At 38.1% G+C, this 20424-nt stretch carries 15 protein-coding genes; 2 read left to right on the top strand and 13 right to left on the bottom strand.

Going from position 1 to position 20424, the window contains the following annotated elements:
* Positions 1 to 77 precede the first annotated feature (77 nt).
* From secE to pbp2a, 3 genes are read right to left on the bottom strand one after another with little or no spacing between them, the layout of a single operon-like run.
* Complete coding sequence (secE, locus tag PCY10_RS08130) at positions 78 to 254, bottom strand: preprotein translocase subunit SecE (protein WP_003074881.1); 177 nt, start codon at positions 252 to 254, stop codon at positions 78 to 80.
* Between the two features lie 9 nt (positions 255 to 263).
* Entirely contained in the window at positions 264 to 416 is a 153-nt protein-coding gene (rpmG, locus tag PCY10_RS08125) for a 50S ribosomal protein L33 (protein WP_003074882.1), read from the bottom strand.
* A gap of 49 nt (positions 417 to 465) precedes the next feature.
* A complete protein-coding gene (gene pbp2a, locus PCY10_RS08120) occupies positions 466 to 2685 on the bottom strand; it encodes a penicillin-binding protein PBP2A (protein WP_021002323.1) in 2220 nt (739 codons plus the stop codon).
* 137 nt (positions 2686 to 2822) lie between these two features.
* On the opposite strand from pbp2a, the gene PCY10_RS08115 reads away from it, so the two are divergent.
* Positions 2823 to 3692 (top strand): RluA family pseudouridine synthase, encoded by an 870-nt coding sequence (locus PCY10_RS08115; RefSeq protein WP_021002322.1) that lies wholly within the window; start codon positions 2823 to 2825, stop codon positions 3690 to 3692.
* 40 nt (positions 3693 to 3732) lie between these two features.
* On the opposite strand, the gene PCY10_RS08110 is transcribed toward PCY10_RS08115, so the two are convergent.
* From PCY10_RS08110 to PCY10_RS08080, 7 genes are all read right to left on the bottom strand, one after another.
* Complete coding sequence (locus PCY10_RS08110; RefSeq protein WP_021002321.1) at positions 3733 to 3942, bottom strand: heavy-metal-associated domain-containing protein; 210 nt, start codon at positions 3940 to 3942, stop codon at positions 3733 to 3735.
* 12 nt (positions 3943 to 3954) lie between these two features.
* Positions 3955 to 6207 carry a heavy metal translocating P-type ATPase gene (locus PCY10_RS08105; protein ID WP_021002320.1) on the bottom strand — a complete coding sequence of 751 codons (2253 nt, stop codon included), beginning with the start codon at positions 6205 to 6207 and terminating at the stop codon, positions 3955 to 3957.
* Between the two features lie 20 nt (positions 6208 to 6227).
* Positions 6228 to 6683, bottom strand: a complete 456-nt coding sequence (locus PCY10_RS08100) for a CopY/TcrY family copper transport repressor (protein WP_003074887.1) — start codon at positions 6681 to 6683, stop codon at positions 6228 to 6230.
* Between the two features lie 267 nt (positions 6684 to 6950).
* Positions 6951 to 8453 carry a zinc ABC transporter substrate-binding protein AdcA gene (locus PCY10_RS08095; protein WP_021002319.1) on the bottom strand — a complete coding sequence of 501 codons (1503 nt, stop codon included), beginning with the start codon at positions 8451 to 8453 and terminating at the stop codon, positions 6951 to 6953.
* 9 nt (positions 8454 to 8462) lie between these two features.
* Positions 8463 to 9269, bottom strand: a complete 807-nt coding sequence (locus tag PCY10_RS08090; protein ID WP_003074889.1) for a metal ABC transporter permease — start codon at positions 9267 to 9269, stop codon at positions 8463 to 8465.
* On the bottom strand, positions 9262 to 9966 hold the full coding sequence (locus PCY10_RS08085; RefSeq protein WP_021002318.1) for a metal ABC transporter ATP-binding protein: 705 nt from the start codon (positions 9964 to 9966) through the stop codon (positions 9262 to 9264). The genes PCY10_RS08090 and PCY10_RS08085 overlap by 8 nt, the downstream gene beginning before the upstream one ends.
* On the bottom strand, positions 9963 to 10406 hold the full coding sequence (locus PCY10_RS08080; RefSeq protein WP_003074891.1) for a zinc-dependent MarR family transcriptional regulator: 444 nt from the start codon (positions 10404 to 10406) through the stop codon (positions 9963 to 9965). The genes PCY10_RS08085 and PCY10_RS08080 overlap by 4 nt, the downstream gene beginning before the upstream one ends.
* Positions 10407 to 10955: 549 nt before the next feature.
* Between PCY10_RS08080 and ily the strand changes: the two genes are divergently transcribed.
* The gene (gene ily / locus PCY10_RS08075; RefSeq protein WP_009567818.1) at positions 10956 to 12554 is read left to right on the top strand and encodes a cholesterol-dependent cytolysin intermedilysin; all 1599 of its coding nucleotides are present in this window, start codon (positions 10956 to 10958) and stop codon (positions 12552 to 12554) included.
* A gap of 185 nt (positions 12555 to 12739) precedes the next feature.
* Here ily and PCY10_RS08070 read toward each other — a convergent pair whose 3' ends face one another.
* The 3 genes from PCY10_RS08070 to PCY10_RS08060 all read right to left on the bottom strand — a co-directional run bounded on the left by PCY10_RS08070 (position 12740) and on the right by PCY10_RS08060 (position 20263).
* Entirely contained in the window at positions 12740 to 13354 is a 615-nt protein-coding gene (locus tag PCY10_RS08070) for a hypothetical protein (protein ID WP_235046483.1), read from the bottom strand.
* Positions 13355 to 13474: 120 nt separating this feature from the next.
* A complete protein-coding gene (locus PCY10_RS08065) occupies positions 13475 to 14158 on the bottom strand; it encodes a hypothetical protein (RefSeq protein WP_301558979.1) in 684 nt (227 codons plus the stop codon).
* A 339-nt stretch (positions 14159 to 14497) separates the two neighbouring features.
* On the bottom strand, positions 14498 to 20263 hold the full coding sequence (locus tag PCY10_RS08060; protein ID WP_301558978.1) for an FctA domain-containing protein: 5766 nt from the start codon (positions 20261 to 20263) through the stop codon (positions 14498 to 14500).
* Positions 20264 to 20424: the final 161 nt, after the last annotated feature.

Raw genomic sequence — 20424 nt, 5'->3', positions numbered from 1 at the left:
AAATAACAAATACAACCTTTTTATCGTTATTTTTTTACAATAAAAACCTACTTGACAAATAGCAAGCAGGTTAAAAATTAAAAGATATTTAACAATCGTACTAAACCTCTTGTGACAAAGAGATCGAAAAGATAAATAATAACAACAAAGAAAGCGGTATATTCCATAACTGAGATAAAATCTACCCAGCTTTGCTTTCTAGTTGGCCAAGTTGTATCTTTTAACACTTGAAATGTATCTCTGATGAATTTCACAACTTTCTCCTATCTAGTTTCTTTATGAATCGTATATTTACTACAATGTTTACAATATTTATTTACTTCCAGACGTTTTGGTTTTGGCGTACTACTCAACTTAATTGAATAGTTTCTCGATCCACAAACCGTGCACGCCAGACTTGCTTTTTTTAGTGCCATAACGCCTCCATCTTTTTTATTATATCAGGAAAGCTAATTTTTGACAAGTCTATCGGAACCAACTCTTAACAGCATCCCAAAGATTCCCTGCTTTTTCAGAAATTTTGGCATCATCGATTGCCTTTTTGGCTTGGTCGACCAGATTCTTAGCTTTATCTTGCACATCTTTCAAGATATCTGAATTACTACCACCTTGGTTTCTAGTATTATTCGTACCAGCCGTGTCCACCGGTGCGATGCCATTTTTAGCATAAGCATTTTTGTCACCAAACTTCGTGCCATTTGTGTACGGCAAAATACTGTTTGCCAGACTTCGGAAAATAGCGGAGGCTTCATTAGCGCTGGTCCCTGTAAGATAATGATTTTCATCTGTTTTTGGAAAACCTAGCCACTGGCTGATGACTACATCCGGCGTGTAGCCAATGACCCACTGGTCTCCTGATAAATCTGGATTAAAGTTAGTTTCTGTCGTTCCTGTCTTCCCAGCCATAGTATAGCCATAAGGAGCAGCATAAACACCTGTACCATTGGTAAATGTTCCTAGCATCATACTGGTCATTTTTTCTGTTGTTGAGCGGTTGAGTACTCGAGTCGAGGTGGATTTATGAGTTTTAACGACTTGTCCACTAGCATTTTCAATTTTGGTAATCAAATGGGCGTCATTCATAACCCCATTATTTGCAAAAGTAGAATAGGCTTGTGCCATTTGCAGCGGATTAGTTGTTACGCCACTACCAAGAGCTACCCCAAGGGTCTGCTCTACTTTATCCATATTCAGGCCAAATTTCTTACCATATTCAAAAACCTTTTTCAGCCCCAATTCATTGGCAGCTGCAACTGCGGGAATATTTAGAGATTGAGCCAAAGCTTGGTACATTGGTACAGTCGGACTAGACTTGATACCACCGTAATTGTTCACAGTGTAATTCCCATAAGTCGTTGTGCTATTGTCCAACTCTTTATTAATGGACCAACCTGCTGCAACTGCGGGACTGTAAACTGCTAATGGCTTAATAGTGGAGCCAGGACTTCTTGCGGATTGTGTAGCATAATTAAAACTTCTGAAATTAGCACTCGTACTATTGATTTGCCCGACAAGCGCACGAACTCCTCCCGTTTTAGGGTCTAGTGCTACGCTGCCAGATTGGGCCCTCGTACCATCTGCTGCTTGTGGGAACAAATCTTTGCGGTCATAAATGACTTGCATGCTAGCTTGATAATTTTGATCTAGCTCTGTGTAAATACGATAGCCATTATTGACAATATCAGATTCTGTCAATCCATAATCACGTACTGCTTCATTGATAACTGCATCAAAGTAAGATGGATAACGATAATCTGCCGATTTCCCAGTATAAGCATCTCTCAACTGGCTGCCCAGACCAATAGCGGTAGACTGGTTAGCAGTTGCTTGATTAATATAACCAGCAGCTACCATATTTTGTAAAACGGTATTGCGTCGATTCGTTGCGTTTTTTATAGAAGCAAGCGGATTATATAGTTCCGGTCCTTTGAGCATTCCTGCTAAGGTAGCTGCTTGATCTAGTGTCAGTTGGCTAGCAGATACTCCGAAATATTTCTTAGAAGCATCTTCTACTCCCCATACACCATTCCCAAAGTAAGAATTGTTGAGGTACATAGTGAGAATCTGCTTTTTACTATATTTCTTAGTTAATTCTAAAGCTAGGAAAAACTCTTTTGCCTTCCGTTCAATGGTCTGATCCTGAGATAAGTAAGCATTTTTAGCTAATTGTTGTGTAATGGTAGAACCACCACCAGAACGCCCAGCTGTTAAGACTGCTAGAATAAAACGACCATAGTTAATGCCACTATTTTTATAAAAGGAACGGTCTTCTGTCGCAATGACGGCATGTTGTAAGTTCGGACTAATTTTGGACAATTCTACGTAAGTACCCTTTTGCCCCGACAAACTTCCAGCTTTTTTTCCATCCTTATCATAAATTGCAGTTGTTGCTTTCAACGCATTCTGCAAGTCATTGACGTTAGTGGATTTGGCAACATAAAAGAGATAGCCTCCTGTCACCAAACCAAAACCAAGTCCCAGAATCAAAACAATTTTCGTTAGATGATAGCGACGCCAAAATCGACGAAATGGATGTTGAGAAATTGGCTTTTTCCGACTTTTTCCAGAACGGCTCAAATGCGATTCGCTTTCTTCCGCCTCTGTCACCTCTTGGTGGTTGCGCTCAGGACCATCTTTTTTAAAATGATTCACTACTATTTCAAATAATTCACTCAATTTTTTCATATCCTTATTCTATCACCTTCTCCATATCCAGACAAGAAAGGACCTCTCATTAGGCTTGTAGTTTAGAAAATTTTAAGAAATTGTTCAAGAATTAGCTGACTATTTGCAATCATCTACTATTTTGTTACAATAAAATCATGCATTTTACAATTACGATTCCACAAGATCTGCCAGAGATGACAGTCAAAGAATTGCTGGAAGAACACTTTTTAATCCCGCGTAAAATTCGCCATTTTTTACGTATCAAAAGACATGTCTTAATCAATCAAGCGTCAATCAATTGGCAGAGTATTGTTCATCCATCTGACGAAATCACGTTAATGTTCGATAAAGAAGATTATCCGGAAAAGTCTATTTTAATGGGTAAAGCTGATCTTGTGGAAGAATTATATCAAGATGAACACATCATCATTGTCAACAAACCTGAAGGTATGAAAACACATGCTAATGAACCGACGGAGCTGGCACTTTTAAATCATGTTTCTGCTTATGTTGGCAATACCTGCTATGTCGTTCATCGCTTGGACAAGGAAACTAGTGGGGCTGTCCTTTTTGCTAAAAATCCATTTATCCTCCCTATCTTAAATCGACTGCTGGAAGACAAAAATATTTCACGTGAATATTGGGCTTTAGTGCAAGGGACATTTCTCCAAAAGAGCCAAACCTATACGGATAAAATCGGACGCGACCGCCACGATCGACGAAAGAGACTGGTAGATAATAAAAACGGTCGGTACGCTGAAACCCATGTCACAAGATTAAAAGAATTTAGAAACAAAACACTCGTCAACTGCCAACTTAAAACTGGACGAACTCATCAAATTCGGGTACATCTTACGCATCACGGATACCCTATTATCGGTGATCCATTATACAATCCACAGGGTGCAAGACGCCTTATGCTTCATGCTCATCGCTTAACTTTCACACACCCTTTCACACTTGAAAAAATTAGTGTTGAAGCATTTTCCGAAAGTTTTGAAGAGGGATTAAAGGAAGAAAACTAAAAACGGACAGGCGTCAGTATATTTGCCTGTCCGTTTTTAATTACGCAACATTGACAACTTTATAAATTGTTTTAGCGAGTGCTGCTTGGTAGTCTTCTGCGCTGTAAGTGTGATCAGTAGTTACAGTAGCAACCTTTGTATCTAGATCAATTTGAACGTCCGATACCCCTTTTAGTGTTTGGAAGTGATTGGTAACGTGCTTCACGCAATTTTGGCAAGATATATTTTCTAAAGTGACGATTTGTTTCATGATGAACTCCTTTTATGATTTTAGTTTAAAACGTCGCAAACGTAATGCATTGGTCACGACAGAAACTGAGCTAAAACTCATAGCAAGACCCGCTAACATAGGATTGAGCAGCGGCCCCCCAAATATATACAAGAACCCCATTGCGACTGGTATCCCTAGGGTATTGTAGGCAAAAGCCCAGAAAAGATTTTCTTTGATATTTTTAATCGTAGCTTGGCTGAGCCGGATGGCCGTCACCACGTCTAACAGGTCACTATGCATTAAGACAATATCAGCCGAGTCGATGGCCACATCTGTTCCCGAGCCAATAGCAACCCCAACTTCAGCTTGTACCAGAGCAGGTGCATCATTAATTCCATCACCTACCATAGCAACCTTTTTCCCTTTTACTTGCAAGTCCTTGACTAGAGCTGCTTTGCCGTCCGGAAATACTCCTGCAATCACTTGATGAACACCAGCTTCTCTTGCAACAGCTTGAGCTGTCTCCTCACGATCACCTGTCAACATTATCACTTCTAAACCCATTTTTTGCAATTCAGAAATAGCTTCACGGCTATTTTTTTTGATTTGATCAGCAACTGCTACTATCCCAACTAAGTGTTTATCCAAAGCGACAAGCATAGCTGTCTTTCCTTGATGAGACAAGGAAATCAAGTCAGAAATATACTCCCCCAACTCAACTTGGTATTGTTTCATCAAACTTTCATTCCCAATCAAAATCTCTTGATCGTTAACTTGAGCCACGATCCCTTTTCCTGAAACTGCTTGGAAATCTGTCACTGGAGTCAAAGATACATCTTCTGCCTGAACTGCTTGCAAAATGGCTGTCGCTAGTGGATGCTCTGAATGTTGTTCACTACTTGCAATCAAACTTAATAAATCCCCTCGTGAAATAGTACCGAAGGTCAGTACATCAGTCAAACTGGGCTTTCCTTCCGTAATTGTTCCTGTCTTATCTAGGACAACAGTATTCACCATACGAGCTGCTTCAAGAACTTGTCCAGATTTGATAAGGACACCATTTTCAGCTCCTTTTCCTGTGCCTACCATAATAGCTGTCGGTGTGGCTAACCCCAGTGCACAAGGACAGGCAATGACTAGAACAGCAATGAAAATAGAGAGTGAGAATTGCAGACTTTTGCCTGCTACAAAGAACCACGCTAGAGCCGCCAAGATTGCTAAAAGTAAGACAATGGGTACAAAGTAGCGCGAAATTTTATCTGCCATAGCCGCAATAGGTGCTTTTGACCCTTGTGCTTCCTCCACCAAATGGACAATCTGGGCTAAGGTCGTGTCTGATCCAACTTTGCTTGCTTCATAGTCAATAGAACCCGTTTGATTTACCGTAGCACTCGTGATTCGATCTCCAATACTTTTTTCAACAGGAACACTTTCCCCTGTCATCATAGACTCATCCACATAAGTCTGGCCAGAAACAACGATACCATCAACTGGCATCCTCTCTCCTGGTTTAATCCGTACAATATCCCCAAGCTTGATGTCTTCGGTATCAATTGTCACAACTTCCCCATAACGAACAACAGTCGCTTGGCTAGGTACCAGACTCATCAAACTTTGAATCGCTTGCGAGGTTCGGCCCTTAGCATTGCCTTCTAAATATTTCCCCAGTAAAACAAGAGTGATAATTACACCAACTGATTCAAAATACAACTGGTGTACAAAAGAATAATGCCCCGATAAAACTTGAACAACCGAGTATAAGCTATAAAGAAAAGCTGCACTCGTTCCCACAGCAATTAAACTATCCATATTGGGATGCCGTTTTGCTAGGTTCCGAAAACCACGTGTATAAAAGCCTCGTCCTATCCCAATAGCTGGTAAAGTCAGGAGCAGTTGTACCAAAACAAAAGTTATCGGATGAGCTCTGGAGTCTAAGAAAGCCGGGAGAGGTAAACCAATCATGCTCCCCATTGACATATAAAGCAGGGGGATGGTAACTCCTACCGCAAACCAAATCCGGCGTGCCATATGACGTACATTTTCTTTCTTTTCCGCGACCTGTTTTGCATAATCAGACGGCTTTTGTTCTCCTTTTTCTGCCGCTTGGTAGCCAGCTTCTTTCACAGCCTCTAAGACTTGCTCGCTTGTAAATCCTTCTTTTGGAAAAACTGTCAATTTTTCCGTTGCCAAGTTCACAGTAGCTTCTTTTACTGTTGGAAGTTCTTTGACTACCATTTCAATGGTCATCGCGCAAGCTGCACAAGTCATTCCAGATAATTTATACTCTTTTTTATCATTTTCCATTTTTTTACTCCGCTATTTGATTAGAGGCGATTCATTTCATCCTGACAATCCCTACCACACGTACATTGACCTGGTGGACAATTGCATTGAACCCTTTTAGGAGCTTGTACCTGCTTTTCTTTTACAACATCTAGGATACGAGACAAATCTTTCCGACTGAATTGATTGCTTTCTAATATTGAAATCACTAAATCACCATGTTTAGTATTGCACATATTATCAAGCAAGGTGCGCCAGCTATTTTGCAAATGCTCATCTTCTAAAACCAAAGCATCATAATAAAATTTTCCTTCAATTTTTTCCATTGAAATAAATTCTTTGGTTTTCAAACGATTCAGTAAAGTTTTGACAGTAGCGGGCTTCCAAGCAAAATCAGTTTCTAGCCGCTCTATCACTTCCGTGCTTCTAATATGAGGATATGCCCAAAGTACGCGCATAACTTGCCACTCTGCCTGACTAATATTTTGGTGTTCCATTCTTTCTTATCTCTTTTCTGATTACACTTGTAATTTTCAATTTGTTTATAGCTTACATCTGTAATCAGAAATTGTCAAGCAAAAAATCGAGAAGATTTCTCAACTCGATTTTTCTCATTTTGTATAGAAAGCAGTAATTTTTTCTTTGCTTCTTCTTAACTGACATGGACTAAAGCCTTAAATAAATAGGAAAATAAACTATAAGGCGACTCCCTTAAAATGAATTTCCTATTTTTCAAACTTCTTGCATACACTTTTCATCGTGCATCAATGCGCCAGCATTTCTTGAGCAATTTCTTGTCCACTTAATTTAGTTGGGTAGTAAGTTGGCCAATTTTCTAATTCGTTGAAAAGTGCTTCTTGACTTTCACCGCCGTAGAAGATATGGAAATGCGCTGCTTTTGTTGGTGCAATATTATGGTCGCTAAATTGAACGTATTTATACTTACCTGCATCTGGGTCTGTCGCTTCAAACATGAAACGCACGCCTCGGTTTCCTTTAGAGTACGTCAATGTATGCTTGCCAACATATTTATAAGTATATTTCTTCTTTTGTCCGTTGACTACAAATTCCATAGTCTTATCTGTGATATTGATATGAGACACATCTGTCTTATAGCCTTTTTCATAATACGCTTTGTACTCAGCAGCTGTCATCTTACCAGTTAATTTTGCCTTGTAATCAAATACTTGGTCTAAAGTGCCATCTTGTAAGTATGGATAAACTGATTGCCATTGACCTGCATAGTCAGACAAAGTACGGTCTTTGACAGCACTATCTTCAAAGTAGCCATTTTGTACAGTCTTTGTATTTTTTTCTTTTTCAGCAGAAATTTCAGTACCAGCTTGATCTGTCGTCTTTTTCAAAGCTTTCAAGTTTGATTGCATGATGGAAATGTAGTCTGCTCCATCTTTTGTTTGCTTTTCAGTCAAACTTTCAAGCGGATTAAGGACATCTAACTTCACACCTGTTTCTTTTGCCAATGTAGAAGCCAATGCTTGAGAAGCATTTTCTTCAAAATAGATATACTTAATATTGTTTTTCTTAATATATTTTGTCAACTCAGCCAAACGCGCTGCTGAAGGCTCACTATCTGGTGAAAGTCCTGAAATAGGAACTTGTTTCAAACCATAATCCAACGCAAGATATCGAAAAGCAGCATGTTGCGTTACAAAACTTTTTTGTTTTGCATTTGCTAAACCAGTTGCATATTCTTTATCCAGACTTTCTAATTTCTTAATGTAAGCTGCTGCGTTCTTTTGGAAAGTCGCTTTCTTATCAGGATAGCGTTTACTTAAGCTGTCACGAATATTTTCCACCATTTTAATAGCACGTTTTGGTGATAACCATACATGGGGATCGTATTCATGATGATGTCCTTCTTTACCATGATCATGATCTCCTTCCTCTTCTGTACCAGGCAGTAGCAACATCTTCCCAGTCGCCTTCACCACATTCACTTTACCTTTTTTCAAAGTTTTAAGCAATTTTGGCACCCAAGTTTCCATGTTTTCATTTTCATAAACGAAAGTATCTGCATCTTGAATCGTTGCAACTGCCTTAGCAGAAGGTTCATATTCATGTGGTTCTGTCCCTGCACCGATTAGCAACTTAACATTAGCAGTATCACCTGTCACTTGCTTAGTAAACTCATAAACTGGATAAAATGTTGTCACAACATTTAGCTTCCCATTTGCGCTTTTTTGATTGGAACAAGCCACTAAAAAGAGACTTAGCAAGCTTGCTACTAATAGACCAATTTTCTTCATTTTTCACTCCTATTTGATAAATTTTTTTAATAGATTCACTAGTAAAAATACGCCGACAAAAATAATCGTAATACTTGCACTGGCTGGCGTTTCAGCATAGTAAGAAATATACAATCCAGCAATCATACCTACAAATCCGATAAAATTCGCTAATAAAATGACCGACTTGAAATTTTTCCCAAGTCGCAAAGCAATACTTGCCGGCAACACCATAATGGTAGATACCAACAGCGCACCTGCCGCTGGAATCATGAGAGCAATCGCAACACCTGTCACAATATTAAATAGAATAGACATAGTACGCACAGGTAGACCGTCTACAAAAGCTGTATCCTCATCAAAGGTCAAAATATACATCGGACGAATGAAGAGAAAAGTCAAAATAAGTACGATCGTCGCAATAATAAATAGTGAGATCACTTGTTCCGTACTAATCGTGACAATAGAACCAAATAAATATTGGTCTAAGCTCATGGAACTGGAACTTTTACCTCTGCTCATCACAATCAAAGCAATAGCAAGTCCTGTTGACATTAAAATAGCCGTTCCGATTTCCATAAAATCTTTGTAAATGGTTCGCAGATATTCTAAGAAAACAGCTGCAACCATAACAATAATGACTGTTGAAATTGTAGGTGAAATACCCAATACCAAGCCAAATGCAACTCCTGAAAGCGACACATGACTAAGTGTATCACTCATCAAACTTTGACGACGTAGAATTAAAAACGTTCCTAAAATAGGTGAGAACAAACTCATAGCAATCACAGCCAGAAAAGCCCGTTGCATAAAATCATAAGTTAGTAAATTAAACACGGCTCACCTCCTTGTCACTCTCATGAACATTGAAGCAGCGCCATGGCGAATCTTGATTTCGCACTAAATGGATATTGCGGTCTGCATATTTTCGGACTTCCTCTGGATCATGTGTAATCATCAGAACAGCTTTTCCATGCCGATGCGCACTATGGTGCATCAAATCATAAAATTCATCCTTACTACCAGCATCCATCCCTGTTGTTGGCTCATCCAAGACAAAAATATCCGGATCTGAAGCAAACATGCGCGCTATAACCGCTCGTTGCTTTTGTCCCCCTGACAGTGAACCTATCCGCTTATCTCGATGTTCCCACATACCAACGGCATCTAGACTGACTTTGATATGCTCCTCATCATGAGCATTTAAATGACGGAACCATCCCTTACGCGGATACCGACCGGATTTGACAAATTCGTAGACAGTACTTGGAAATCCCGCATTAAAGCTAGCAATTTGCTGCGGCAAATAAGCAATCCGCAACTTTTTACCAGCCGTATTTGTCTTAGAAATTGTTACCTTTCCAAACCGAGGCTGTAAAATTCCGAGACTAGCTTTAATCAAGGTCGTCTTTGCAGCGCCATTTTCTCCCGTCAAAGTTACAAACTCGCCACTATCTAAAAAGTAGTTGATATGCTCCAACACAGGCTCTTTGTCATAATAAAAAGACAAATCTTCAACTGTGATATACCTCATCTTCCGATTTCTCCCACTAAGGTTTCTAAGAATTGTTGAATAATCGCTTGTTCATCAGAACTATATCGATTAGCAATTTTTTCATAGATTTCTATCGTATGATGATGGTGGTGCTGATGTTCAGCCGCGACTGGCTTCGCCAACTCTGTCAAACGATAAAAAATGATGCGTGCATCTTTCGCATCTTTAAATGGTTCCAACATTTCTTTCTTAATCAATGACTTGATAGCCTTTGTTACCGCCGCCTGACTAACCTTTAAGCGCCTTGCTAACTCTGAATTTGTCAAAGATTCCTCAGATAACAACATCAAAATATGCTCTTGAGTATTGGTTAATGGCACATCACTCGTGCAAGACCCAATTAAAATCTCATGTTGATTCTCAGATTTTAAAATAATTTCATTTAAAAAACGATCAATTTCATGTGCTAACTGACTCATTGTTCTCCTTTTCTGATTAACCGGTTAATTCTTTACTAGTTAAGTATACCACAAAGAAAATAAGAGTCAAGCAAGAAATGTAGGTCCTTTTGTTATTTTCTGGTAATTTCATGGAAAAATGGGCTTCTTGCTACTTGTAAAGCTGTTTCTAACTCCATACACTTCCCCAATAATTAAAAATTTACAACCAAATATGTGGTTTTTTATTAATGTATAAAGCATATTTATAGATACAGATAAACAAATATAGAAATTTATATACTCACTCTTATAAACCTTCACTTTTTAAATATATAAATTACCAAACATTTATATTTTTCCATAAATACCTATATATAGCCGCTTTATCCATCTAACTCTTATCCCCAAAATATTTATCTAAAATTTTTTAAACATTATATAACTTTGAAAATGTACAAAAATGTTTATGTAATGACACAGATCGGTCTGTTATTTGTGTGTTTTTTATAAATTTTTGTTGATGTTTGCTCATCATAGTGTTAATATATAAATGAAAGCGTTAGCAATTTAGCAAAAGGAGGCTAATTTATGAAAACTAAGCAGAATATTGCTCGCAAATTGTCAAGAGTTGTTTTATTAAGCACTCTCGTTCTCTCTTCGGCAGCACCGATCTCAGCTGCATTCGCTGAAACACCTACCAAACCAAAAGCAGCTCAAACAGAGAAAAAACCCGAAAAGAAACCGGAAAACAGCAACTCTGAAGCTGCAAAAAAAGCTCTGAATGATTATATTTGGGGATTGCAATATGATAAACTAAACATTTTAACACACCAAGGTGAAAAATTGAAAAACCACTCTAGCCGCGAGGCATTTCATCGCCCAGGTGAGTATGTTGTTATCGAAAAGAAAAAACAAAGCATTTCAAACGCAACATCTAAGTTATCTGTAAGTTCAGCAAATGATGACCGCATCTTCCCAGGTGCATTGCTAAAAGCGGACCAAAGTTTGTTAGAAAATCTTCCAACCCTAATCCCAGTTAATCGCGGCAAAACAACTATTAGTGTAAACTTACCGGGATTGAAAAATGGCGAAAGTAATCTTACAGTTGAAAATCCATCCAACAGTACAGTTCGAACAGCTGTTAACAATTTAGTTGAAAAATGGATTCAAAAATACTCTAAAACTCATGCTGTACCAGCTAGAATGCAATATGAATCTATTAGTGCCCAAAGCATGAGCCAATTACAAGCAAAATTTGGTGCTGATTTCTCAAAAGTCGGTGCACCACTTAATGTTGACTTCTCATCTGTTCACAAAGGTGAAAAACAAGTATTTATTGCGAACTTTAGACAAGTTTACTACACAGCTAGCGTAGATTCTCCAAATAGTCCTTCTGCACTCTTTGGCTCTGGTATAACACCAACTGATTTAATCAATCGTGGAGTTAATTCTAAAACCCCACCAGTTTATGTTTCAAATGTATCATATGGCCGTGCAATGTATGTGAAATTTGAAACTACAAGCAAGAGTACAAAAGTACAAGCCGCTATTGATGCTGTTGTTAAAGGAGCAAAACTTAAAGCTGGAACAGAATATGAAAACATTCTAAAAAATACTAAAATCACTGCTGTTGTTCTCGGTGGTAACCCAGGTGAAGCTTCTAAAGTCATCACAGGTAATATTGATACTTTGAAAGATTTGATCCAAAAAGGTAGCAATTTCAGTGCTCAAAGTCCAGCTGTACCAATCTCTTACACTACTTCTTTTGTAAAAGACAATTCTATTGCAACTATCCAAAACAACACAGACTACATCGAAACAAAAGTAACATCCTATAAAGATGGTGCTCTCACCCTCAATCATGATGGTGCTTTCGTTGCACGCTTCTATGTTTATTGGGAAGAACTCGGACATGATGCTGATGGCTACGAAACTATTCGCTCAAGATCTTGGAGTGGAAATGGCTACAATCGCGGTGCACACTATTCTACAACTCTCCGTTTCAAGGGAAATGTTAGAAACATTCGCGTAAAAGTACTAGGAGCCACTGGACTAGCTTGGGAGCCTTGGAGACTAATCTATAGCAAGAACGATCTTCCTTTGGTTCCACAAAGAAACATTAGCACTTGGGGAACAACCCTTCATCCACAGTTTGAAGATAAAGTTGTGAAAGATAACACTGATTAAGCTTGTTTCATTGAACTATCTTCCATTCTAAAAGCCCGAGAGAAGCCTTGAATCTTCGCATATGAGGTTCATTGGATACATCTGGCTTATCGTTCAAAAAGGAATCATCACAATGATGATTCCTTTTCTTGTGTACTAAATATCTTTTCCCGCTTCTAAGGCGATATACAGTTTGACACTTCCCATTAAAGCACAGCTTTATAGAGCTTCTTGCGATAGCGTTTCCTTAACGGAGGAGGGCCCTCTCTTATTATCTGGCTCTCCTTCTCAAACCCTGTTCCTTCCAAATTAGTAATGGAACTTTTCATCAGATTCCGAATATAATCCTTTGTACCATCTCGTATAAAGACCTGTGGGTTCTCCCCATTCAACTCTAGTAAATTCGTATGTGGTTGCCAAGTGAAATAATAGATCTTCCCATTTTCAACTGAGCAATATTGTAAATAATGAATACCATGCTGATCTACCCAACGATTTTCCAATAGAAACAACTCTTTCCGATACAGCATCTTCTTACTAGAAGCATAAATCTTCAAGGAAGGGTTCGTATAATAGATGGTATGACGATTCGTAGTGCGTGTCAATAAATAACTTCCTATCGGCGAATCAGTAGAATCCGTCGGGAAAATATACAAAAACAACAAAGGCAATGCAAAGAACAGGGCAGGATACAGAAATAGATTCATAAAGAGAGGTCGCAACTCATAAAAGAAAGGTCGCTTGAAGAGGAAAAGGAGAAAACGAGGCATATTCATAGACGTCATCACGACCGCTAAAAGTAAACCAAAACGAAATCTCAAAGCAGAACAGATATTCCTCAATCTTTGCACGAAGAGACGGAAAAACTGCACCAGCCAAGAAGGCAGAAGCTTCTTCTGTTCGACAAAGCCATACCGAATCAAACGCGAACCATGGTGAGTTTAGTTTCCTAGGCTGACAATCACCCAAGCTAATAGCTTTTCTATTGCTAAGACTGTCCCATAATAAAACGAGAAAATCTTCAAACCTTCTGGAACACTCTCTAAAAAGTAAAAATAAAACCCAACAAGCGTTTGAATAATAAAGGTTAAAGACAATACAATCGTAAGCAAGTGGCTCAGGAAATAAAAACGACAAACTTTCTTTTCGCAATAATAGGCAATGAGAATATAGAAATACATTACCAGCAAAGAAAATAATAGTTGCACATAGGGAATCCGATAAACAAGAGTGTAGTACAAATTGGCTACTGTATTAATCACTTCATTGGTGTCGTCCTGCGCAAGATACACTAAGATCCGCGTCATTAATAAAGGAAACGTGAAGTAAACACTATAGCGATAGAGAAAGTCATGCTTGTGCAGACGTTTCCCATCTGACGTTCTAGCCCTGTAATAGCGCAAGCGATTTAGAAAAAGGTAAACAGGCAAGGTGAAATAAAACAAACCTCTATAAACTCCTTTGTAAAACCACCTATCTTTGTATGAACGAAGCAGCTGATAAACGGGATAAAAGTCTTCACGCTCAAGCGTCCGAAGCAAGCGTTTATCCACTGTTAAACAATAAATAAGATAGAAATAATAATAGGAACTGATTGTAATCCATAAAAGATGTTCTCTATCCATATAATCCCTCCTAGAATATATTTTTTTACTTTTTTTAGGTAATACTAGTTATACTTTTTTTTGGGTCCGTTTAGATAATATTTGACTAATTTTTTTCTAATATTTTACTATGTTTTTCGTTCCGCTACAAGTAGTACCTGCCAATAAAACACCAGTTTATGACTGGTTTAAAAAAAATAACATTAAAGAGGAATTTCTAGAGCATATCAAGAAACTACTGCATGACTCAGATAAAGATTGCCATATAAAAAAAGAAATCTAATGAGATCCTTCGTTGCTACGAAAATTCTCACTAGATTCCTAATTTAAACGACTCTTTTCTGATAAACTCTTATCTTATCAAGATTTCTTCTTCATCAGATAAACTGCACCAGCCAAAACAATGAGTCCAATGAAAATAGCTAAGGTATGAATGACAGTACCTGTCTTAGGCAAGCCCTTCTTCGGTGGAGTATAGCGATTTTCAAATGTCTTGATGTTCTTGTCGTAACTTACTTTGGCAACCAGATGACCATTGGCATCATCTGTGACAGTTACTGTCACCTTAATCACTTTCTTATCATAAGTGATTCCTTGAAGTTTTGTATTCTTCTCGGCAATCGTGTAATGGTAAGTACCGGTTGTGTTATATTCAAGAGCATCAAAGTTTACGGATCCATCTGCTGCATTTTTCTTCGTTTGAAGCACTCGACCTTTTTCATCCTTCAATACAAATTCAAATTCATTTGCTTTCAAGGCACGGCCAATCAATTTCTTGGTTACTCCAATAGTAGCAGGGACTGGATCTGGTGTATAAGTATTGTTGAAGACACGATCTTTTGTATCATAAGATACAGTTGCTACCAGTTTTCCTGCGCCATTATCTGTCACAGTAACAGTTGCTTTAATCACTTTGGTATCATATTTCACACCGCCAAGCTTCGTATCTTTTTCGGTAATCGTGTATTGATAAGTACCGACTGCTGTATAAGTTAGCGTCTTAAAGGTAATCTTACCGTCCTTATCATTTGTCACCGTTTCAAGCACTTCGTCCTTGTCATTTTTCAGTTCAAAACTGAATTCACCGGCTTTAAGGTCACGACCAGTTAATTGTTTATTAGCTGAAAGCTGAGCAGTCGTTGGAGCAGCTTGGTATTGGTTCGTAAAGGTTTGGTCGTTCTGCTCATAGGCAACTTGTGCTACCAATTGACCTTGACCATTATCTGTTACGGTTACGGTTGCTTTAATCACTTTCTTATCATACGTTACACCACCTAGTTTTGTATTCTTTTCAGTGATGGTGTAATGATAAGTACCGGCTTTCGTATACTCAATCGTATCGAAAGTGACACTACCGTCTTGAGCATTCTTCTTGCTTTGAGTAACTTTATCATCTTGGCCTTTCAATTCAAACTCAAACTCGCCATCTTTCAAAGCACGACCTGTCAAGGCTTTCTTAACAGAAAGTTGTGCGTTTGTTTTAGCAGCGGAATAAGTGTTCTTGAAGGTCTGATCATCTTTTTCATAAGCAACTTTTGTTACTAAGTGGCCTTGACCATCATCGGTAACAGTGACTGTCGCTTTAATCACTTTGGTGTCGTACTTCACACCACCGAGTTTCGTATCTTTTTCGGTGATGGTGTAATGATAAGTACCCACCTTAGTATACTCAATGGTATCGAAAGTGACGCTACCATCTTGTGCATTTGTCTTCGTTTGGCGAACTTGATCATCTGTACCAGTCAGTTCAAATTCAAATTCCCCTTCTTTGAGGTTGCGACCTTCTAATAGCTTCTTAGCAGAAAGAGTCGCAGTGGCTTTATCTGCTGAGTAAGTATTCGTGAAGGTGTTTTGGTTGTTTTCATAAGCAACTGTTGCATGTAGTTGACCTTTACCATCATCCGTGACAGTGACTGTTGCTTTGATTACTTTGGTGTCATATTTCACACCGCCTAAAGCACCAGCTTGTTCTTTAATGGTATAAGTATAAGTTCCAGCTGTCTTGAATGTCAACTCTTTGAATGAAATCTTACCATCTTTAGCGTTCTTAGCGGTATCCACCACTTTACCGTCTGGACCAATCAAGTCAAAGGCAAATTCATTCGCTTTCAATTCGCGACCAGTTAGCACTTTGTTCGCTTCTAATGTCGCAGTTGTTTCCTTAGCAAGGTAAGTATTGCGGAAGGTTGGATTAGCTGTATCATAAGATACTTGGGCAACTAACTGACCATTGCCATCATCAGTAACTTTGACAGTCGCTTTGATTTCTTTCTTATCATAGGTCACACCACCTAAGCCATTGTCTTTCTCTTTGATGGTGTAATGATAAGTTCCGACTTGTGCATAGTCAATCGCATCAAAAGTAACACGACCGTCTGCTGCATTTTTCTTCGTCTGACGAACGTTGTCATCAGATCCGACTAATTCAAATTCGAACTCTTGATCGTTTAATGCACGACCTGTCAGTTCTTTGGTTACGCTTAGTTGTGCACTAACCTTTTGACTAGAGTATGTATTGTTGAAGGTTTGGTCATTGTTTTCATAGGTTACTTTTGAAACAAGCTGACCTTTACCGTCATCAGTGACTTCAACTGTTACCTTGATGGTCTTGGTGTCGTAAGTCACACCACCCAATCCTGTATTTTTCTCAGTAATGGTATAGTGATGCGTTCCTACTGCTGAATACTTGATTGCATCAAACTGAACCTTACCATCTTTGTCATTCTTCTTGGTTTGAATTAATTCATTTGTGTCAGTATTTTTTAACTCAAAGCTAAACTCGCCATCCTTCAAAGCACGACCTATTAATTTCTTCGTAACAGAGAAAGTAGCATCGGTACCTTTGGCTGTGTATTTATTCGTAAAGCCTTGTTTAGAAATTGGATTCTTACCGCTCTCGTCAAGACCGAGGTAGACGATATTGTAAATCAACTGCCCATCATCTTCTTGTTGAACACGAATGGTAACCTTGATTGGTTGTTTATCGTAGTCAACACCCGGAACAGTGCCGTCTTTCTCTTTGATGAGGTAGTTGTAGAGACCAGCTTTAGTGAACTTAAGAGCTGTGAAAGGAATCGTACCATCTGCTTTATTTTTAACTGTTTGAAGTAGCTTGTTTTGTCCTTCATACAGCTCAAACTCAAACTCGTCATCTTGTAGATTGCGACCAGTTAAAGCTTTTGTCACTTTTAGTGGTACTGTGATTTCTTTTGGTGTGAACGTATTCTTAAAGGTCTTTTTACCACCGTCATAAGTCACGGTAGTACTTAGTTTCCCTTTACCATCATCCGTTACTTTAACTGTGACTTTGACTTCGCTCGAGTCATAAGTAACCCCTGTCAGGCCATTATTTTTTTCTGTAATGGTGTAGTGGTAGTCACCTGCTTTATCGTAGGTAATAGCTTGGAACTGAACTTTTCCTTGAGCATCATTTTTAGCTGTTTGAAGAACGTTTGGCTTACCATCTTCCTTCAACTCAAACTCAAATTCTTGCGCTTTCAGTTTGCGACCTGTTAACACCTTGGTCACATCGAAGGTTGCAGAAGTAGCTTGAGGTGTATAGGTGTTGTTGAAAGTGGTATCATTTTTTTCATAGATAATGTCAGAATGTAGTTTGCCTTTTCCGTCATCTGTAATTTTGACAGTAGCTTTCACTTCTTTCGTATCATAAGTAATGCCACCTAACTGACCTTTTTTCTCTGTAATGGTATAGTGGTAGTTACCTGCTTCTTTATACTCTAATTCTTTGAAGGTCACTTTACCATCAGTGTTGTTTTTCGCAGTATCTTCAACAACTCCTGTGTCATCGTTCTTCAACTCAAACTCAAATTCATCTTTTTGTAGCTGACGGCCTGTCAGAATTTTATTCACTTCTAATCGAGCAAAAGTCTTTCCTGGAGTATATCGATTGATAAAAGTCGGATTTTCGATCTCTTTATTGGCTTCTGAATACGTCACTTTGGTGACTTTCAGCTGACCACCCTGATCTTCAACTTTTACCGTAACTGAAATAAGATTAGGGTCATACTCTACACCAGCAACATTACCCGATTTTTCTGTAATAGTATAATTGTAGGTTCCGGCTTTAGTATATTCAATCTCTTTGAATTCAACCTTACCATCTGCTTTATTTTTTACAGTTTCCAAAATTTTGTTGTTGTTTTGTAGATCTTTCAGTTCAAATTCGAATTCACCATTTTGAAGATCTCGACCAATTAGCTTCTTAGTTACAGCAAGTTTTGTACTTGTCTTATCCGGAATATAATGGTTTGTGAATTTATTCTTTTCTTCTCTACCACCCTGAGCAGCAAGACCTTCATATTTGACAGTAGACACTAATTTACCAGACGCATCTCTTGAAACAGTCACTGTCGCATAAATATCATTTGGATCGTAATTGATTCCTTTTTCAGGATGGTCTTCACGCTTTTCAGAGATTATATACTCGTAAGTTCCGACTTCAGTAAATGTCAACTCTTTAAACTTGACTAAACCAGCACCGTCATTTTGCACAGTCTCTTCAAGATGTTTATCCGATTTTCTTTTTAATTCAAATGTAAATTCTTTATCTTTGAGTTGGCGACCGATCAATTCCTTCTTAACCTGAAGTTGAGCAGAAACTTTTTCGTTTTTCTTATTGATGACTTCAGCCTTATAAATTTTATCAGCACCAAAATCGGTTGGTCTTATTTTTATTTCTTTGTCAGATAATTGATAACCATCTGGAGCTTTTACTTCTTTTAGTGTGTAGTTATCTTTTAAAAGATTTTTTATCTCCGCATTACCATTCGCATCCGTTGTGACTTTTTTTACTTCACCAGTACTATCACGTGTCAATTCAAATTCTGCGCCCTGTAAATTGTTTCCTTTATCATCTTTTTTATGAACCCTAACACTATAAACGTAACCTTCAGCTTGACCACCACCTGCAAGATATCTTAACGAAAATGAGGTCTCATATTTTAGTTGACCATTTTCTAGTAAGGTTGCGTTATTCTTAAAAATTTCTCCATCTACTGGAGTATAGGAAACCTTTACTTGGTATTTAATGTAATATCCCTTGTTACCAACCTTACCAAGATTAACAGAAAAACCAGATTCGTCATTATCAAGCTTAGCATCAGAAGAACTTGTTACATCTCTATCACCAGCATGCTCATATTTCCCATTTTTAAAAGACCATGTTACTTCATAAACTTTAAGAGAACCCTTAACTATTTTTAATTTACTATTAGCAAGGCGATCTTTGACGATCACATTACCAAGATTTTTGCGGCTACGATTAACAGGGATACCATAATAGAATAAGGTTTTGTCATTAGAGTCTCGCCAACCACTTTTTTCCAGTATAGATTCATACGGTGGATTTGGACCTCTATATTTAACTTTTTTATTTGTAAATACAACTTTATTGTTGATTGTTAAAGTAAGGTCTATATCTTCTGCTTGTTGAACTTTATTATCATCAACACGTGCATAGAAGAAGAAGCTTCCTTTTATATCAGAATGATTATTCACATAATCAGTATAGGTTAGAGTAATTGTCTTTGTCTTCGGATCAGCAACTGCCTTTGCAACAACTTGGTTATTGGCATCTTTTAAATCAAAAGTTAACGATGCATCTCCCATCATCAATTTATCAGGTAATTTAATGGTTGTTTTATCCCCACCACGAACTGTGCTAGGAAGAGAAAAATTCGCAGTTATACGGAAATTCTCCCATTGTTCAACCGTTCTCTGTAAAGGTTTTCCTGAAGAATCCGTAATATTAAAATTAGTAAAATTCGCTTCTACTTCCTTCACATCCAACGCACCAGCAAAAGCGGATCTCCGTGTTCTTTTACTTCTCGGTGGAGCACCTGGTTGAGTTTCACTCTTTTCCTCTGTTTTGTTCGATTTTGATGATTCTGCACCTTTTGGAGATTGTTTCGACTTATCCCCAGTATTAGTAGTGCTGCTTGATTGTTGTGCTTGCTCCTTTGACACCTCTTTTGATCCACTAGTTGTTTGACTAGTTTGTGTACTGTTTTGCGTTTGTGCAACAACTGTACTTATTGGTGTTAAAATTGTTGAAGCGAGCAACAATGTTACTCCAAGCAAGCTCATCAATTTTTGACGCGCTTTCATGTTCGTCCTCCTTTAATAATCTTATGCATGCATAATGCACTCATTTTATATTATAACTATATAATCAATTAATTTCAATATAACATTTCTCTTTTTGTTTACAAACCGTCAACTTTTCGACCCCTTTTTACTAGACTACATATACTTTTTTAATTACAATA

This window comes from Streptococcus sp. SI1 (genome assembly GCF_030439945.1).
GTDB lineage: Bacteria > Bacillota > Bacilli > Lactobacillales > Streptococcaceae > Streptococcus > Streptococcus intermedius.
Note: the sequence above shows the minus strand (reverse complement) of the source record. Positions and strands in the feature narration are given on the sequence as shown.

Bases quoted from the DNA above. Each gene is read 5' to 3' on its own strand.
- rpmG (WP_003074882.1), bottom strand. From the start codon at position 416: ATGGCACTAAAAAAAGCAAGTCTGGCGTGCACGGTTTGTGGATCGAGA.
- pbp2a (WP_021002323.1), bottom strand. From the start codon at position 2,685: ATGAAAAAATTGAGTGAATTATTTGAAATAGTAGTGAATCATTTTAAA.
- PCY10_RS08115 (WP_021002322.1), top strand. From the start codon at position 2,823: ATGCATTTTACAATTACGATTCCACAAGATCTGCCAGAGATGACAGTC.
- PCY10_RS08110 (WP_021002321.1), bottom strand. From the start codon at position 3,942: ATGAAACAAATCGTCACTTTAGAAAATATATCTTGCCAAAATTGCGTG.
- PCY10_RS08105 (WP_021002320.1), bottom strand. From the start codon at position 6,207: ATGGAAAATGATAAAAAAGAGTATAAATTATCTGGAATGACTTGTGCA.
- PCY10_RS08100 (WP_003074887.1), bottom strand. From the start codon at position 6,683: ATGGAACACCAAAATATTAGTCAGGCAGAGTGGCAAGTTATGCGCGTA.
- PCY10_RS08095 (WP_021002319.1), bottom strand. From the start codon at position 8,453: ATGAAGAAAATTGGTCTATTAGTAGCAAGCTTGCTAAGTCTCTTTTTA.
- PCY10_RS08085 (WP_021002318.1), bottom strand. From the start codon at position 9,966: ATGAGGTATATCACAGTTGAAGATTTGTCTTTTTATTATGACAAAGAG.
- PCY10_RS08080 (WP_003074891.1), bottom strand. From the start codon at position 10,406: ATGAGTCAGTTAGCACATGAAATTGATCGTTTTTTAAATGAAATTATT.
- ily (WP_009567818.1), top strand. From the start codon at position 10,956: ATGAAAACTAAGCAGAATATTGCTCGCAAATTGTCAAGAGTTGTTTTA.
- PCY10_RS08065 (WP_301558979.1), bottom strand. From the start codon at position 14,158: ATGGATAGAGAACATCTTTTATGGATTACAATCAGTTCCTATTATTAT.
- PCY10_RS08060 (WP_301558978.1), bottom strand. From the start codon at position 20,263: ATGAAAGCGCGTCAAAAATTGATGAGCTTGCTTGGAGTAACATTGTTG.